Source organism: Clostridium intestinale, from assembly GCF_035905475.1.
Classification (GTDB): domain Bacteria; phylum Bacillota; class Clostridia; order Clostridiales; family Clostridiaceae; genus Clostridium_T; species Clostridium_T intestinale.
In genome coordinates, this window is record NZ_CP121166.1 from 335,772 (window position 1) to 353,697 (window position 17,926).

Here is a 17,926-nt window from a genome sequence, read left to right on the forward strand (position 1 = left end):
AATATACAGAAAAATTGGAGGGGTTTATAGTTGTCGGAAAATATTAAAGAGTTTAAGCTTTTAAATAGTGAGCAAAAGCAAGTGGTTGAGAATTTAGAAGATAATATAGCCCTTCTTGCTCCAGCAGGTACAGGGAAAACAAATACCTTAGCTTTAAGGGTAGCAAATATAATTCATAATAATAAATGCAAACCAGAGGAGATTTTATGTCTGACATTCACTAATAAAGCTGCTAAAGAGATGAAAGATAGAATAAGCAAGCTTATAGATAATGACTTAGGGGATAGGGTAGAGGTTTTTACCTTTCATTCATTTTGCTTTAATTTATTAAAAAGTAGAGGAAGGAATCTACAGGAAATTTCTTTGGATTTCATAGTTTATGATGAAGAGGATTGCAAGGATATAATAAAAGAAATTCTTCCTAAAGAATTTAAATATGGAGAAAAAGAAATATATACTTTCATAAATCTTATCAAAGGATTGAAGGATTTTAATGAAAGTTATGAAGATACTCTAAACAGAGTAATTAATACCTCAGAGAAAGATGGCATAACAGAACTTCATAAGATATCATCATCAGGAAGATATTTTGATTATGAGCTTTTTAACTTCTGCAAGGAGTATGGAATAAAGCTATTAAGAAAGTATGATAAAAAGTTATTAGAATACCATGGAATGGACTTTAATGATTTAATAATAAATACAATAAATTTATTTCAAGTGGAAGATTTCTATGAAACTTTAAACTTAAGCTACAAATACATTCATATAGATGAGGTTCAAGATACTAATTTAAGAGAATATGGGGTACTACAAAAACTTTTTAAGGATAACAAGATTATGTTATGTGGAGATACTCTTCAAACCATATACAGATGGAGAGGAGCCACTGGAGGAGCTATATTTAGAAAGTTTATGAAAGAAGAAAAAGCTATACTTATAAAGCTAAAAACTAATTATAGAAGTACTGAAAGCCTGCTTTTAGGGGCAGCCTCCTTTGTTAAAAATGTACTTCCAAACCCTCAAGGATATGGATATGACTTAATCTCTAACAACGAGAATAAAGGGGAAAAGATAAAAATAACCTCCTATGGGACTCTTCAAAAAGAAGCTTTAGGGGTTTATGAAAAGATACTTTCATTAGGCGATATTAATTACTCTAAAGTAGCCATACTCACAAGAAATAATTATCAAAACCAAGAGTTATCAAATATATTAAGAAAAATAAAAGAGACTATGCCAAAGGAAAAACAATTAGAGTTTATGCTTGTAGATGAATTTAAATTCTTTAAAAGAAGTGAGATAAAAGATTTATTAGCTGTTTTTAAGTTTTTAGTTAATAGCTATGATAACAATTCTTTAAAAAGAATCGTAAAGAAGTTTGGGAAAGGTATAGGAAATATAACCATAGAAAGCCTTGAGAAAGGTGAAGAATTAAATATAGGAATAAGATTTATGGACTTAGTTCAAGAGGAAACCTTTAACTATGGGGAACCTTTTAGACTGCTAAATGATAGTATTAACAGCGGTAATGTAGTAGTTATGGATGTTGAAAGTACTGGAATAGATACCTCAAATGATGAAATTGTTCAAATAGCTGCTATAAAAATTAATCTTTTGGGTGCGGTTATTGAAAGTTTTGAGAGGTTTTTAATCCCTAAAAAGGAGCTTGGCTCTTCAGAAAAGGTTCATGGTTTTTCTAAAGAGTTTTTATTAGAAAATGGAGTAGAAAGTATTAAGGGCTTAGAGGAATTTGTTGATTTCTCTAAAGGCTGTGTAATAGTTGGTCACAATATTAACTATGATCTTACAATAATGAAATCGCAGATAGCTAGAGAAGGAGCCAGAGAGTTAGATATTACAGGAGTTTTTGATACTCTTGATATAGCTAGAAGATTTTATCCAGAGTTTGAAAATCACAAATTAGAGACCTTAAGTAAAAAGTTTAAGGTTGAAAACCCATCTACTCATAATGCTATGGATGATATTTTGGCAACAAAAGATATATTGATGGAGATGGTTAGACAAAAGATTATTCCAACCTCCTATGATAGAGCCAATTTTTATTCACCATATCTCAATAAGTTTAAAGAGATAAAAGATAATATAAATAACTTAAAAGAACTATCAGAAAAGCTTTCTCCAGAAGAACTTTTAGAAGAAGTTATAAACATGTTTAACGTATATGAACTGTATGACAAGATAAAGATTGAAAACATAAAAGAGCTATATGAAATAGTTAAGAATTTTTCAAGAGAGTTAAAAGGGAATATTAATGATAAACTAACTGAGATATTAAAGATAACAGCCCTATCTAATTCTGAACTTGACACTCTTATAGAAAAGTTTCCAAAGATACCTATACTAACAATTCATGGAGCTAAAGGTCTTGAGTTTGATTATGTTTTTATGCCTTATTTAACAGAAGGAAGTTTCCCATCTTTTAGAGCTATTAAAGAAGATAAATTACTTGAAGAAAAAAGCATCTTTTATGTAGGGTTAACTCGTGCTAAAAAAGAACTTTTCCTTAGTTATCACAAGTTAAATGGAAGTAAAATAAGAAATAGAAGTCAGTTTATAGACAATATAGATGTAACGTTTGTAGAACAGATAAATTAAAAGGCACTCAAAGAGTGCCTTTTATATTTTCATTATTCTATTTTCAAAATGTACTTCCTTAAGACCTATTGAATCTACAAATTCATGTGCTATTTTAAAGTTAATGCCTATTGCACTTTTCCCGTGGGCATCAGAGCCTAGGGTAACATACTTTCCGCCTAATTCTTTATACCTAGTGTATATTTTATGAAGGGAAGCATATCTTTTTTTATCAGCAATAGTTCTAGTATTAAGTTCTAAGATCTTACCTTTATTAAGAAGTTCAATAAATATTCTATCAATATACTCTTTATAGACTTCTAGATGTATTTCTTTATCTTCGTAAGGTGCATATCTGCAAGGATAATCTATATGTCCTAATGCATCGAAACAGTCAAAGTCTTTAACATCCTTTTCCATTGTCTCGAAGTATTTTAGATATAAAGCATGTTTATCTGAACCAACTTTAAAAAAGTCCAAAGACATATCGTGTCCATCAATGCTATGAACTGACCCTATAACAAAGTCAAAGTTATTAGAATTTACAAGGCGAGTATATTCTTGTAAAAAGTCTGAATTCATACCTATCTCTATACCAAGACCTAAAGTTGCAGAACGATAAGATTCATAGGTTTTAAAATAATTTTGAACATCTAATCTAAACATATCTGGATCAGGAAAATCTAAATCAAGGTGTTCTGTAAGTACGATACCAAGATTTTGTTTTTTACTTTCTTCAAGAACTTCTTCGATTTTCATAGTAGAATCACTAGAAAAAATAGTATGCATATGATTATCAAAAATCATCTTTATCCTCCTAAATTTTAAAGATATAAGTTATACCTAGATTATATCATAAAACTCAATGAGATTATATGAGGAAAATCCTCTTAAAAAGAGCATAAGAGCCTTGAGAGGGGACTCAAAACTCTTATTATAATAGGGAAGAATAAATCTTCTATTTCATTATACATAAATTACCTTATTAAATAATTACAAATAGCTTAAAAGTTATTAAAAAATACTTAAGAATATATTAAGTTCGTAAGGATTTGTGGTATTATTAGTTTCAAGAAAGAAATTATCAGTAAGAAAGGTTGCTAAAGAATATGTTATTATTTAAAATTGATGGAGTTAGTTTTTATAAAGAGGATTTTCAAGATGATTTTCATGAATATCAAGACATTATTCCTATAATAGAGGAATTTCAAGACGCATTAAACATAGAAAAAATAACTTGTGCAGATTTAAATGACTGCTGTGAAAAAACAAAAGAGAATTATTTTGCTCAGATACAAGGTTTTATTAATGAAGAAGATGAATTTTTACTTATAGATGAAGTTGAAGAAGGAAAAGAGCATTTAGACTTATTTGTTATAAGAATATATAAATGTATGAGCTGTAATAAATGGATGATTGACATCTTGGAGTAATTTAATTGGGGGGATGTTAGTGAAGGATAAATTTTTAAAACTTTTAGAAAAACTAGTAGTATACTTTAAGAAAAATATTAAGATTATAATACCTATTATTTTAATCATTTCCTTAGCTGTAGGTTATGGAATAGGGTATGTAAGAAGTACAAAAAGGTATTTTTTTAATAACCTAACAAAGGCAGTAAACAAAGAGGACACAAAAAGATTATCTAACCTTATCTCGTATAAAGGAGATAAAAACGATCTTATACCATTAGTTGAATATTTAAAAATTGATAATAATAAAAATAGTTTTCTACAATCTATTAAAAACAATGAAAAATATAATAACTTTACTTTAACTCAAGATAAAGGATTTTTATTTAATAAATATAAATTAGAAGTAAAGCCAGTAGAAATACATATTGGGGTTAATTATCCATCGGAAATCTACATAAACGATTTAGAGTCTGGTAAAGCTGATGAAAATAACAAGCTTAGTATAACTAAAGCTATTCCAGGTTTATATAAAATAGAAGGAAAAGCTGTAAATGAATATGGTGAAGTTAAGGCAGATAAGGAAGTTTCAATTTTTAAAGATACAGATGTGTCCTTAGAACTTGAAGGTAACTCTTTAACTATAAATTCTCCTTATTCTAATGGAAAAGTTTATATAAATGGTGAAGATATAGATAAAAAGGTAAGTGATATTAAAGATTTCAGCTTTTTTTCTTCCGATGAAAAAAACAAGGTATCTTTTGATTACGATTTTCCATGGGGAACTATAAAAAGTGAAGAAGTTTCTATAGGTAAGTATCCAGAGGTAGCCCCTAAAATTAATATAGTAAATGATAAACTTAAAGAAGATATAAATAGTACTATAAAAAGTTTTTATGACAGTGTATTAGCCTCTCTAAATAAGGAAGATATGAACCTTATTAAAGAAGTACCAGAGGATTTAAGATTTTCAATTTACTCTGATTTAACTAAAAAGTATTTTCTTCTTAAAAATACCTACACATTAAAAGACCTAGAAATAAATATGGAAGAAGATTCTTTTAAATACGGTGAAGGAAATAAATATACAGGTAAAGCCTTAGTTAAATTAAGTTATTCTACTTCAAAAAATATTGCAGGTTTAGTTTTTGGAGAAAATAAAGAAGAGAAATCTTTTATAACCGCCTGTGAGTATATTGATGGAAAATGGAAGATTGTTTCTTTAAACAAAAATTAATTAATATAAAAAATAAAAAATTATATAAATAGTAGTAAGAAATATTTTTGGAGATGTAAATATGAAAAAATCCTTAGGAATTTTAAGTATTTTCTTTATCTTAATAATATCCTTACTACTATTTTTTGTATTAAGTTATAGAGAGAGGCCAAGTAATATTAATAAGGAATTATGGAGTTATGGAAAAAAGGTTACTAAAAGTTTAAACAATTCTATTGAAGATTTAGCTAAAACTAATATACGTGATGATAGCGTTTTTTTAAATAATTCAAATAAAGCTAAATTCTTTTTAATAAAAGATGAACAAAAATTTAGAAAGTTGATTTTTAGGCAAGGAAAAGACTTAGTAGATGAGGGGAAAGTAGTTACTAGCGAAGAAAAAACACTTTATAAGGCGGTAATAGATTATTATATACAGATGGAGAAGGTTGATGAACTCATCAATGAACATGATGGTGTTGCATTAAAGAATTTGGCTGAAGAAAATAAGGACAACTCAACAGGGGAAGCTAAAAAAACAGAGATAATAAATGAACTTGTGGTATTAAATAATTACAATAAAGCTATAAAAAATATATATGGATATGATGAAGAAAGCAAAATTAACAAAATAATAAAAAAGTTAAAAGCTTTTAAAAGTTAATAATAGAGGATATGAAAAAATTCTATAATGATAAAAATTAACCATTCTAATGTGAATATTTTCAAAATAATCTTAAATATAATTAAAAATTCAGTTATATTGTTAAAAATAATTGATTTTACTGTTATAATGTTGAAAGAAGATATTTTATGGGGGTATGGAATGGTAAAGAAAAGTATAATAGTTATTATGAGTATCTTTTTTTCATTGACTTTATTTCCTGTAAATGAAGTTAAAGCAGAAAATTCAGATCAGATTAAGAATCAGATTGAAAATAATCAAGATAAGATAGATGGACTAAATAATCAAAAAAATAAACTTAATCAAGAAAAGAAAAGTAATGAAAGTGAATTAGATAAGCTTCAAGAAACAATTGATGAAAAAAATAAAGAGCTTTTATCATCACAACAAAATGTTTCTAAATATCAAAAAGAAATAGATGCCCTGCAAGCAGATATAAATTCTGTACAAGCTGAGCTTGATTATTTAGAGAAAGATATAAAAGACAAAGAACAAGAGATTATTAAAAAAGAAAAGGACAGGGAAGACAAAGAAGAGTTATTAGGAAAAAGATTAAGAAGCATATATAAGACTAGTTATGAAGAAGAACTTATAGTTATGTTATTAAACAGTCGAAGTTTTGGAGATTTTATTTCTAAAATGTCAATGGTATCAAGAGTTATAAAAACAGATAAAGGTATGATAGAAGAAGTAAAAAAAGCTAAAAAGGAAGTTGAAGAAGGAAAAGCTTCTTTAGAAAAGAAGGTTTCTTACTTAAACACTGAAAAAAATCAGATAGCACTTATGCAGGAGGATGTAAAAGCCTCACAAAAAAGTTACATAGAAGAGCAAAATAAAATTAATGCTCAAGTTAGCTCTTTAAAGACTTTAGAGTCGCAAAAACAAGGGATTATAAACAATATAGCTTCTAAAGAGCAACAGTTACAGGGTGAAATAGAGGATTTAAATTCTTACAATAAAGATTTACAAAATCAATTAGATCAAATATTTAAGGATATAAACAATAATAATAATTCAAACAATGGTGGACAATCTAACAATTCAGGTTCGGAAAGCTTTATAAGACCTTCTACAGGAAGAGTTACTAGTGTATATGGAGCAAGAGTAAATCCTGTTACAGGAGTAAATGGCTTTCATACAGGAATAGATTTAGGAGCACCAATGGGGGCACCTATAAAAGCATCAAAAAGTGGTAAAGTTGTTACTGCATCATACATATCAGGATACGGAAACACAGTTATATTAGATCATGGAAGTGGAATTCAAACACTATACGCTCATTCGAGTTCTTTGGCTGTATCAGTTGGACAAACAGTTAGTCAAGGACAGGTAATAGCTTATGTAGGTTCTACAGGTAATAGTACAGGACCACATTTACACTTTGAAATTAGAGTTAATGGACAACATCAAAATCCAACAAATTATCTTAGTTTTTAATAAGGTATCTCTTTAAAATAGTAAAATATATATAAATTTATTAAAAAGTTATTTATTACATAGAATTATATTATATAATCTATTACATAAGTAAAAAATAATGTTAAATTATATAGAATAGCTTTTTAAGGAGGAAAAAATGATAAGAATAGAAAAGCCATCTTTATTAAAAAATACACCAGAGTATGAAGATGCGGGAGATAATGTTGTTGTACTTTCTGCAAAGGAAAGAGAAGAACTTGGATATGATAGAGGTTGTTGTGCTAACGGTAATCCTTGTTGCAAGGATAAAAAATAACCTATAAATATTATAAAGAGAAGAATAAATAAGTACCTTACATAAATGTAAGGTTAAAAAGGGAAATGTAAGCCTAAGTTATGGCTGTACATTTCTTTTTTTATTACAATTAATGTATAGTCAAATCAATTAATTGGAGGAAGTTTTATGAAATTATTAGAGGTAAATAATTTAAAAAAGATATACACAACTAGATTTGGAGGTAACCAAGTTCAGGCTCTTAGCAATGTAACATTTTCTGTAGAAGAAGGTGAATATGTTGCTATAATGGGTGAATCTGGTTCTGGAAAAACTACTTTACTTAATATACTTGCATCCTTAGATAAACCTACCAGTGGAGAGATTTTACTTCAAGGTAAAAATGTAGTTTCTATTAAAGAAAGTGAAATAGTTGCATTTCGTAGGGAAAATTTAGGATTCGTATTTCAAGATTTTAACTTACTTGATACCTTTTCTTTAAAAGATAATATATTTCTACCACTTGTTTTATCAAGAAAGTCCTATGATGAAATGGAGAAAAGATTAACTCCAATTGCTGAGAAATTAGGCATAAAGGATATATTAAATAAATTCCCATATGAAGTATCTGGTGGACAAAAACAAAGAGCAGCAGTAGCTAGAGCTTTAATTACAAATCCGCAGCTTATTTTAGCAGATGAACCAACAGGGGCTCTTGATTCTAAAGCTACAGATCATCTTTTGAAGTTATTTTCTGACATCAATAAAGAAGGTCAAACAATACTTATGGTTACCCATAGTACAAAAGCTGCAAGTCATGCTGGAAGAGTTCTTTTTATTAAAGATGGGGAAGTATTTCATCAGCTTTATAAAGGTTCAATGTCAAATGAGGAGATGTTTGAAAAGATTTCAAATACCCTTACAGTTATTGCAACTGGAGGTGTGGTGAATGAATAAACTCTTTTACCCAAAACTTGCAGCTATAAATATAAAAAAGAATAGTAAAACCTATTTGCCTTTTATAATAACCTGCATATGCACTATCTCAATGTTTTATATAATGCATGCACTTTCAATGAATGAGGGTATAGAAAAAGGACCTGGAGCTTCTGCAGTAAAAAACACACTTCAATTTGGAACTATAGTAATAGGGATATTTTCAGCAATATTTCTTTTCTACACAAACAGTTTTCTAATAAAAAGGCGTAAAAAGGAGATTGGATTATATAATGTGTTAGGTCTAGAGAAAAAGCATATCTCTAAAATATTGTTTTTTGAGTTTATCTATACCTTACTTTTCAGCCTAATATTTGGACTGATTTCAGGTATTATATTAAATAAACTTATGTTTTTAGCATTACTAAAGATTCTGAATTTTAAGGTAGCTTTTGGATTCCAGTTATCAGTACAATCTATTTTATTTACGTTGACCGTTTTTGTAGGAATCTTTGTAGCTAATTTATTATTTAATTTGATTCAAATAAAAATTTTGAAACCTATAGAATTATTAAGAGGTAATGAGATTGGAGAAAAAGAACCTAAGACAAAATGGTTAATGACTTTAGTAGGATTAATAGCTCTTATTAGTGCATATGTAATTGCATTAACTATTAAATCTCCAGTTGCAGCTTTAGGAAGTTTCTTTATTGCCGTTATATTAGTTATGATAGGAACCTATGCACTTTTTACAGCAGGAAGTATAGCGGTTTTAAAAATACTTAGAAAAAATAAGAGATTTTACTATAAGACAACTAATTTTATTTCTGTTTCAGGCATGATGTATAGAATGAAGCAAAATGCAGTTGGTCTTGCGAACATTTGTATTTTAAGCACTTGTGTACTTGTGATGATATCAACAACCGTTTCTCTTTATTTAGGTGTGGATGATGCTATAAAAAATAGGTATCCTAGAGAGATAATGATAAGCAGTAACAAAATTACAGAGGATCAGGCTAAAAATATAAATGAAATAATAGATGCTGAATTAAAAAATACTAATATAAATTTAGATAAAAGATTTAATTATTGGAATAACGAATTTAATACTGAAAAAAATAACGAAAACTTTCAAGTTGTAAATAAATCTGGTTTTTCAAATGATTTACATGGTATAAATCTTATTTCTATTTCTGATTACAACAGAATAACAGGGGAAAACATAAGCCTTAAAGATGATGAAGCAGTTTTTTATTCAAATGTAGATGGTTTTGATAAAAACAGTATTACTATAGAAAATAAGGTTTTTAAAATAAAAAAAGCATTAGATAAACCTATAGAGGAATTTGAAAGTGACGGAGATGACTTAGGTAACAATTATTTTTTGTTCGTAAATAATATAGATTTACCCAATGTAGAAGGTAATAAATTTTATGATCTTGAAATGGATGTTAATGGTTCAGAAAATGATTTAGTTACACTAACTAATAAAATTAGAGAGGGCTTTAGTAAAAATGGAATTGATATTTTTGTTGATAGTGCAGCTGGAGTTAAAGAGGAGTTCTTTTCATTTTATGGAGGTATGTTGTTTATAGGTGTATTTTTAGGAGCATTATTTTTAATGGCAACAGTACTTATCATTTATTATAAACAAGTTTCAGAAGGATATGATGATAAAGAACGTTTTGATATAATGCAAAAAGTAGGAATGAGCAAAGCTGAGATTAAGAAAACTATTAGTAGACAAATACTTATGGTATTTTTTCTACCCCTCATTACAGCAATAATACACGTTGGTTTTGCATTCCCAATGATAACTAAGATTCTTAAAGTGCTAAACATTACAAATGTTAATCTATTTATGTGGCTTACATTAGCAACAATACTAGTGTTTGTTATAATTTATGGAATAGTATTCAGTTTAACTGCAAGAGCTTACTACAAAATTGTTGAATAAATAAGTTGTTCTTTGAAGATCTAAAGTTTAAATTATCGCTTTTATTTTGAAGTTTCTGAAGATTTTAGACTTCAGTTAATTACAATTACAAATATTAAATAAAAAAGAAGCTTAGCACTTATTAATGCTAAGCTTTATAATCTTTTATTATTCAACAACCTCATCAACTAATGAGATAGTTTCTAAATCTTTTGGTACAAAAACATTCCCTCTAAAGAAATAATTAGCCTCAGCAGAGTAGAATTCTTTTTTATTAGCTAAATTATCATCTTCTGTATGTATTAAGATTAGGTTTTTAACTCCTAACTTTTCAGAGATTTCAGCTGCATCTTTTACTGTAGAATGATGTTTTTCATATGGTGAGTAGATATCTTTTTGCTCATAAAGGCAAAAAGCTTCATGAATTAAATAGTCAGCATCATTACAATAATCGAATAAATCATCTTTATAACCTTCATCACCTAAAAAGACCACCTTTTTATTGTCTAAAGTCTTAAAAGCAAAACCAAATTGTTTTAGTTTTGAGCTGTTAATATTAAAGAAAGTTACATTAAAATCTAAAATATCTATATTAAACTTATCAGCTACTTCAATAAATTTAATTCTATTGTCAAAGAATTTAGTGTTTTTTTCGCTTAAAAGTATAGTACATAGTTGTTTTGCTGTTTCTAAAACCTCTTTATGTCCATAAACATTTAAGTTTCCTTCATAAACTTCGTTAGAAATTTCACTAGCTATAGCGCGAATAATCCAGCTTATTCCGTTAATATGGTCATTGTGAGAATGGGACAAAAACATATTATGAATTTTGTTTAAGGGTATTCTAGCCTTCTCTAAATTAGTTAATATAAGGTTTCCACCACCTGTATCAACTAAAAAATGCTCATTATTTTCATCTGATATAGTGAAACAAGTATTGAAACATTTCGTAACCATAGCACTACCTGTTCCTAAAAAATTTATTTTACACATAAAACCTCCGATAACCTTAAATAATAAAGTTATCAATAATTATATAACATAAATATAAAATTTACAAAATGTATTATTAATTTTATACACTATAAGGTATAATATATTTGTTGAAATAAAAACCTAGGAGGGAAGAAATTTGGGAAAACCTAGTATTTTTAGTAGAGAGTATGAAATAAAGATGAAAAGAAGACGTAGAAGAATATTTTCACTAATCTTTGTTTTAGTAATAATTGTAGGGATTTTTGCTTTTAGAAGCAATTTAAATACTTATATAACTAAGGCAAAAGATGGAATTTCCTCTATATTCAACAAAAAAGATGAAGCTAATGAAAATCAGTTAGCTACTTCAAAAGAAGAAGAAACAGAGGTTATAGAAGATAGCAATAAAGAAGAAAATATTACTGATCAAAAACCAGTTGATAATCCTCAGGATCAAGAACAAGCTGTAGAAATTAAGTTTGGGAATGGTGATACTGCAAAAGCTTTATATGAAGGGGAAGGAGATAATAAGCAATATAAGCTAGTTACAGGCCTTCAAAACAGTAATACAGCCTATGTAAGCCCTTCAGGAAAAAGTATAATAGCTACAGATATTACAACTCAAGATCTTAAGCTTATTGATATAAATGGAGCAGAAACAATAGTAACAAAAACTCAATATGTTTCTAAAGCTGGAGAAACCTTTAATAAAGATGACATAATAAAGAGGTATCAAGGATATAAATGGGCAAATGATGGAAGATTTATAGATGATTCTCATGTAGCTTATTTAAGTTATCTTCCATATTTTAAAACTGGTGATATAGATACATATGTATGGATATTAGATACTTCAAACGGTAATCATACTGCTATCTGGGGCTTAAAAGGAAAAAACATTTCCTTTGGGAATTTAACTGACAATAAATTAGAAGTAACAGTGGATGAAAAAAAATATCTATTGATGAATAACGGAAGCGTATCAAATCTGTAAATCATGGATATAATTAAAATACATATTGCTATTTGAAAATAGGATGGGTTAATCTCATCCCTTTGTTTTTGGAATTCTTATAGGGAAATTAAGGTTATATAGCTTTATTATAGCTTTATTTTAGAAACTTTTCCTAAAATATTTGATATATTAAAAGTTTGTATGTTATAATAACCTAGTTAAATAAGAACTATTTTCTAAAGGCGAAGAAATTAGGAGGAAAATGTAATGGAAGTTAAAATGGAAAAAATAGAAACAAACGTAGTTAAACTTGAGATAAAAGCTACTGCTGAGAAGTTTAACGAAGCTTTAAATAAAGCTTTTAAGAAAAATCAAAAGAAGTTTAATGTTCCTGGATTTAGAAAAGGCAAAGTGCCAATGGCAATAGTAAAAAAATATTATGGTATGGAAGCTTTATATGAAGATGCTATAAATATAGTTATAGATGAAACTTATTCAACAGCTTTAAACGATAATAATGTAAGACCAGTTGATTATCCAGAAATCGACGTATTAGAAGTCGGAGAAGGAAAAGAACTTGTTTATACCGCAAAAGTTACTGTATATCCAGAAGTTGAACTTGGAGAATATAAAGGCGTAGAAGTTGAAAAAGTAGCTTATGAAGTTTCTGAAGAAGAAGTTCAAAAGAGACTAACTTCAATGCAAGAAAAAAATGCTAGAGTTGAAACTAAAGAAGAAGGAACTGTTGAAAAAGGAAATATAGCAGTTATTGACTTCAAGGGATACATAGATGATGTTGCATTTGAAGGTGGAGAAGGAACTGATTACCCATTAGAAATAGGTTCAGGAAGCTTCATTGGAGATTTTGAAGATCAATTAGTTGGTTTAGCTATAGGAGAAAGCAAGGATGTTAATGTTAACTTCCCAGAAAACTATGGCAAAGAAGAATTAAATGGAAAACCAGCAAAATTTGAAGTAACTATTAAAGCTATTCAAGCTAAAGAAATGCCTGAATTAGATGATGAGTTTGCAAAAGAAGTATCTGAATTTGACACTATAGAAGAAGTTAAAGAAGATATAAGAAAGCAAATAGCTGATGCTAATGCAGATAGAGAAAAAAGAGAATTTGAAGAAGCTGTTATAAATAAAGCTGTAGATAATGCTAAAATCGATGTACCAGAAGTAATGGTAGAGAAAGAATTAGAATCTATGGTTAAAGATCTTGAAACAAGATTACAATATCAAGGATTAACTTTAGAGCAATATTATCAATTCACAGGTAATGATGAAGAAAAGATGAAATCTTACATGAAAGAAACTGCTGATAGAAAAGTTAAAACTGATTTAGTATTAGAAGCTATAGCTAAAGCAGAAAACTTTGAAGTATCAGAAGATGAATTAAAAGAAAAAGCTCAAGAAGTTGCTAAGATGTACTCAGCTGAAGATTCTGAAAAAATGGCTGATTTAATATTAAAAGCTCAAGAGTCAGTATTAAAGCATGATGTATTAGTAGAAAAAACAATAAAATTATTAGTTGAAAATGCTAAAGTAAAATAATAAAATAGTATATAAGATATAATTGCCAGAAACAATATTTCTGGCAATTATTTTCAATATAGTAATTAACAAATGATGAAAAGTTTTATATAATTTTAATATAATTACTTTTATATAAATTGGATATATTATAACTAAAAGGGTAATGTATATAGAAAGCGAGGGATTTAGAATGAGTTTAGTACCATATGTCATCGAACAAACAAGTAGAGGAGAAAGAAGCTACGATATCTTTTCTAGATTATTAAAGGATAGAATAATAATGCTTAGTGGAGAAGTAAACGACGTAACTTCAAACCTAGTTGTATCACAGTTATTATTCTTAGAAAGTGAAGATCCTGATAAAGATATATATTTATACATAAATAGCCCAGGTGGTTCTATTACCTCCGGTATGGCAATTTATGATACAATGCAATATATAAAATCTGACGTTTCAACTATATGTATAGGAATGGCTGCTTCCATGGGAGCATTCTTACTATCATCAGGAGCTAAGGGTAAAAGATTTGCACTTCCTAATAGTGAAATAATGATACATCAACCACTTGGTGGATTCCAAGGTCAGGCTACTGATATTGATATCCATGCAAGAAGAATTTTAAGAACAAAAGAAACTCTTAATAAAATATTAAGTGAAAATACAGGTAAGCCATTAGAAAAGATAAATGCAGATGTTGAAAGAGATTATTTCATGACTGCAGAAGAATCAATGGAATATGGTTTAATAGATAAGGTTATTAGAAAAATAGAAACTGCTAAAGAAAAATAATTGACTATTTTAGAGAGGTGTATTGGATGGCAAAATTTGATGATAAGAAGCAACTAAAGTGTTCCTTTTGTGGAAAAAATCAAGATCAAGTTAAAAGATTGATAGCTGGTCCAGGAGTTTATATCTGTGATGAATGTATAGAACTTTGTTCTGAAATAATTGCAGATGAATTTGAAGAACCTAAAATACTGACATCTACAGAATTACCTAAACCATTAGAAATTAAAAGTCATTTAGATGAATATGTAATAGGTCAAGAAGATGCTAAAAAATCACTTTCAGTTGCTGTCTATAACCATTATAAAAGAATTAATGCAAAAGAAAAGGAAACTGATGTAGAGCTTCAAAAGAGTAATATATTACTTTTAGGGCCTACTGGATCAGGTAAAACTCTTTTAGCTCAAACTCTTGCTAAATTTTTAAATGTTCCTTTTGCCATAGCAGACGCAACAACTTTAACTGAAGCTGGTTATGTAGGAGAAGATGTAGAAAACATTCTTTTAAAGCTTATTCAAAACGCCGATTATGATGTAGAAAGAGCAGAAAAAGGAATAATCTATATTGATGAGATTGATAAAATCGCTAGAAAATCAGAAAATCCTTCAATAACAAGAGATGTATCAGGAGAAGGTGTTCAACAGGCACTTTTAAAAATATTAGAAGGAACTACAGCTTCTGTACCACCACAAGGTGGCAGAAAGCATCCTCATCAAGAGTTTATACAAATAAATACATCTAATATTCTATTTATTTGTGGTGGAGCATTTGATGGTATAGATAAGCTTGTTGAAAAGAGAACAAGAAGAAGTTCTATAGGTTTTGGAGCAGAAATAACTTCAAAAACTAATAAGGACGTAGGTAAACTTCTAAAAGATGTAATGCCAGGAGATTTATTAAAGTTTGGATTAATTCCAGAGTTTGTAGGAAGACTTCCTATAGTTGTAACATTGGAGTCTTTAGATCACAGTGCATTAATAAGTATTTTAAGTAAACCTAAAAATGCTTTAGTTAAACAGTACAAAAAGCTATTTGAATATGATAATGTTGAATTAGAATTTGACGAAGAAGCTTTAAGAGCTATTGCAGATGAAGCAATAAAGAGAAGTACTGGAGCTAGAGGACTTAGAGCTATTATAGAGGATACTATGACAAACATAATGTATGAGATACCTTCAAGAGATGATATTGCTAAAGTTGTAATAACTAAAGAATCAATAATATCTAAAGAAGAGCCTACAATTATCATAGGGGAATCTAAAATTAAAGAAGCGAAAAGTAAAAAACTTAAAAAAGGTAAAGATGTAGAAACAGCTTAATGCTATATTAAAAGTCTCTTATATAGAGGCTTTTTTTATTTTCTTTTTTTAGAATTTGTTAACAAAATTTTAGAATAGGATTGTATAAGACAGTCAATAATAACAATGTAAAGAAGGGAGGGTAATTAATGGAAAGTATTAATGTGATGGTCTTTCTACAAATAATATTGATCCTTGTTTTATTTATGCATGTGGTTACAAATTCTAAAACTACTCGTAATCAAAGAGTGGTTATAGATAAAGAAAGTAAAAAGGAAATGGAGAACCTTAATAAGCTGAGAAATATAAAATTAAGTGAGCCACTTACTGAAAAAAGTAGACCTAAAGAATTTAAAGAAGTGATAGGTCAAGAAAAAGGAATAATGGCATTAAAAGCAGCGATATGTGGTCCTAATCCTCAGCATGTAATAATTTATGGTCCACCTGGAGTTGGTAAAACTGCAGCTGCAAGATTGGTATTAGAATATGCAAAAACTAAAGGAAATACTCCATTTAGCAATGAAGCTAAGTTTGTTGAAGTTGATGCTACTACAATAAGATTTGATGAAAGAGGGATAGCGGACCCTTTAATAGGCTCTGTACATGATCCTATATATCAGGGGGCAGGATCTATGGGTATTGCAGGGATACCTCAACCTAAACCAGGAGCTGTAACTAAGGCTCATGGAGGTATATTATTTTTAGATGAAATAGGTGAATTACACTCCACAGAGCTTAATAAATTATTGAAGGTTTTGGAGGATAGAAAGGTATTTCTAGATTCTTCGTATTATAGCGCAGAGGATCCTAATATGCCTGTGTATATTAAAGAAGTATTTGACAATGGGTTGCCAGCAGATTTTAGGTTAATTGGTGCAACCACTAGAAGTCCAGAGGAGATAGCGCCTGCAATTAGATCAAGGTGCGTAGAAATATTCTTTAGGGCTTTAGATGAGGAAGAGATACAAGTAATAGCTCAAAATGCTATTAATAAAATAAATCTAACTATAGATAAAGAAAGCTTAAATAAAATTTCAAGATACTGCACAAATGGAAGAGAAGTTGTTAATATTGTTCAGTTATGTTCGGGTTTAGCTATAAATGAAGATAGGAAAAACGTAACTGTTAAAGATGTAATGTGGGTAATTGAAAATGGGCAGTATACAGAACGCGGAGATAAAAGAATATATGATAAACCTCAAGTAGGAATTGTAAATGGGTTAGCTGTATATGGATCAAATTTAGGAACCTTGATGGAGATTGAGGCTACAGCTAAAAAGGTTGATAAGGAAAAAGGAAATGTTAAAATTACTGGTATAGTTGAAGAAGAGGAAATAAGCAGTAATAATAGAAAAATAAGAAGGAAGAGTAATGCTCATTGCTCTGTACAAAATGTATTAAGTATTTTAGAAAACATTTTTAAAATAGATTGTTCATCCTATCATATTCATGTTAATTTTCCGGGTGGTACTCCAGTAGATGGACCTTCAGCCGGAATAAGTATAACTTGTGCAGTTTATAGCGCTATTAATGGAATACCAATAGACAATAAGGTTGCTATGACTGGGGAAGTATCATTAATAGGCAAGGTTAAGCCTATAGGAGGAGTAAGTGCAAAAATATTAGCGGCTAAAAAATCTGGAGCTACAACTGTTATAATTCCAAAAGATAATTATGATGAAAGCTTAGAGAAAATAGAGGGCATAAAGATAGTTCCAGTAGAAAATATTAAAGAAGTTTTGGAAGTAGCTTTATTTAAAGATTATTCTCAAAAGAAAGATGATAATGTAAGTATTGAAGTATTATACGCAGAGGGTAATGAGAGCTTTTAGTTAAAAAGAAAAATCCATCTAGATTTTAGGTGGATTTTTTCTGCTTAGAGAACAAACATACTCT

The 17,926-nt window shown here is 28.7% G+C and carries 15 protein-coding genes; 13 read left to right on the forward strand and 2 right to left on the reverse strand.

The genetic code is table 11. From position 1 onward, the window contains the following. Nucleotides 1-30 precede the first annotated feature (30 nt). Nucleotides 31-2,619, forward strand: a complete 2,589-nt coding sequence (locus tag P8F83_RS01580) for a 3'-5' exonuclease (RefSeq protein ID WP_326513163.1) — start codon at nt 31-33, stop codon at nt 2,617-2,619. A gap of 21 nt (nt 2,620-2,640) precedes the next feature. Here the strand turns inward: P8F83_RS01580 and P8F83_RS01585 are convergent, their stop codons facing one another. After that, entirely contained in the window at nt 2,641-3,405 is a 765-nt protein-coding gene (locus P8F83_RS01585; RefSeq protein ID WP_326513164.1) for a histidinol-phosphatase HisJ family protein, read from the reverse strand. Between the two features lie 302 nt (nt 3,406-3,707). Between P8F83_RS01585 and P8F83_RS01590 the strand changes: the two genes are divergently transcribed. The 7 genes from P8F83_RS01590 to P8F83_RS01620 all read left to right on the forward strand — a co-directional run bounded on the left by P8F83_RS01590 (nt 3,708) and on the right by P8F83_RS01620 (nt 10,497). Further along, nucleotides 3,708-4,031, forward strand: coding sequence for a hypothetical protein (locus P8F83_RS01590; protein ID WP_286905353.1), 324 nt, complete (start codon nt 3,708-3,710; stop codon nt 4,029-4,031). Nucleotides 4,032-4,050: 19 nt separating this feature from the next. Next, complete coding sequence (locus P8F83_RS01595; RefSeq protein ID WP_326513165.1) at nt 4,051-5,247, forward strand: TcaA 3rd/4th domain-containing protein; 1,197 nt, start codon at nt 4,051-4,053, stop codon at nt 5,245-5,247. 61 nt (nt 5,248-5,308) lie between these two features. Next, on the forward strand, nt 5,309-5,890 hold the full coding sequence (locus tag P8F83_RS01600) for a hypothetical protein (protein WP_238903044.1): 582 nt from the start codon (nt 5,309-5,311) through the stop codon (nt 5,888-5,890). 162 nt (nt 5,891-6,052) lie between these two features. Then, the gene (locus P8F83_RS01605; RefSeq protein ID WP_326513166.1) at nt 6,053-7,348 is read left to right on the forward strand and encodes a murein hydrolase activator EnvC family protein; all 1,296 of its coding nucleotides are present in this window, start codon (nt 6,053-6,055) and stop codon (nt 7,346-7,348) included. Nucleotides 7,349-7,487: 139 nt separating this feature from the next. Then, nucleotides 7,488-7,646 carry a hypothetical protein gene (locus P8F83_RS01610; RefSeq protein WP_156337859.1) on the forward strand — a complete coding sequence of 53 codons (159 nt, stop codon included), beginning with the start codon at nt 7,488-7,490 and terminating at the stop codon, nt 7,644-7,646. Between the two features lie 147 nt (nt 7,647-7,793). Beyond that, nucleotides 7,794-8,561 carry an ABC transporter ATP-binding protein gene (locus tag P8F83_RS01615; RefSeq protein WP_073016439.1) on the forward strand — a complete coding sequence of 256 codons (768 nt, stop codon included), beginning with the start codon at nt 7,794-7,796 and terminating at the stop codon, nt 8,559-8,561. Beyond that, the gene (locus P8F83_RS01620; RefSeq protein ID WP_326513167.1) at nt 8,554-10,497 is read left to right on the forward strand and encodes an ABC transporter permease; all 1,944 of its coding nucleotides are present in this window, start codon (nt 8,554-8,556) and stop codon (nt 10,495-10,497) included. Before P8F83_RS01615 ends, P8F83_RS01620 begins: the two co-directional genes overlap by 8 nt. A 147-nt stretch (nt 10,498-10,644) precedes the next feature. Here the strand turns inward: P8F83_RS01620 and P8F83_RS01625 are convergent, their stop codons facing one another. Next, nucleotides 10,645-11,469, reverse strand: a complete 825-nt coding sequence (locus P8F83_RS01625; RefSeq protein ID WP_326513168.1) for an MBL fold metallo-hydrolase — start codon at nt 11,467-11,469, stop codon at nt 10,645-10,647. 139 nt (nt 11,470-11,608) lie between these two features. Between P8F83_RS01625 and P8F83_RS01630 the strand changes: the two genes are divergently transcribed. From P8F83_RS01630 to lonB, 5 genes are all read left to right on the forward strand, one after another. Further along, on the forward strand, nt 11,609-12,445 hold the full coding sequence (locus P8F83_RS01630) for a hypothetical protein (RefSeq protein ID WP_326513169.1): 837 nt from the start codon (nt 11,609-11,611) through the stop codon (nt 12,443-12,445). A gap of 228 nt (nt 12,446-12,673) precedes the next feature. Then, nucleotides 12,674-13,963 carry a trigger factor gene (gene tig, locus P8F83_RS01635; RefSeq protein ID WP_073017826.1) on the forward strand — a complete coding sequence of 430 codons (1,290 nt, stop codon included), beginning with the start codon at nt 12,674-12,676 and terminating at the stop codon, nt 13,961-13,963. 172 nt (nt 13,964-14,135) lie between these two features. After that, nucleotides 14,136-14,735, forward strand: coding sequence for an ATP-dependent Clp endopeptidase proteolytic subunit ClpP (gene clpP / locus P8F83_RS01640; RefSeq protein WP_021802881.1), 600 nt, complete (start codon nt 14,136-14,138; stop codon nt 14,733-14,735). A 26-nt stretch (nt 14,736-14,761) separates the two neighbouring features. After that, a complete protein-coding gene (clpX, locus tag P8F83_RS01645) occupies nt 14,762-16,051 on the forward strand; it encodes an ATP-dependent Clp protease ATP-binding subunit ClpX (protein WP_021802880.1) in 1,290 nt (429 codons plus the stop codon). A gap of 128 nt (nt 16,052-16,179) precedes the next feature. Then, nucleotides 16,180-17,862 carry an ATP-dependent protease LonB gene (gene lonB, locus P8F83_RS01650; RefSeq protein WP_326513170.1) on the forward strand — a complete coding sequence of 561 codons (1,683 nt, stop codon included), beginning with the start codon at nt 16,180-16,182 and terminating at the stop codon, nt 17,860-17,862. Nucleotides 17,863-17,926: the final 64 nt, after the last annotated feature.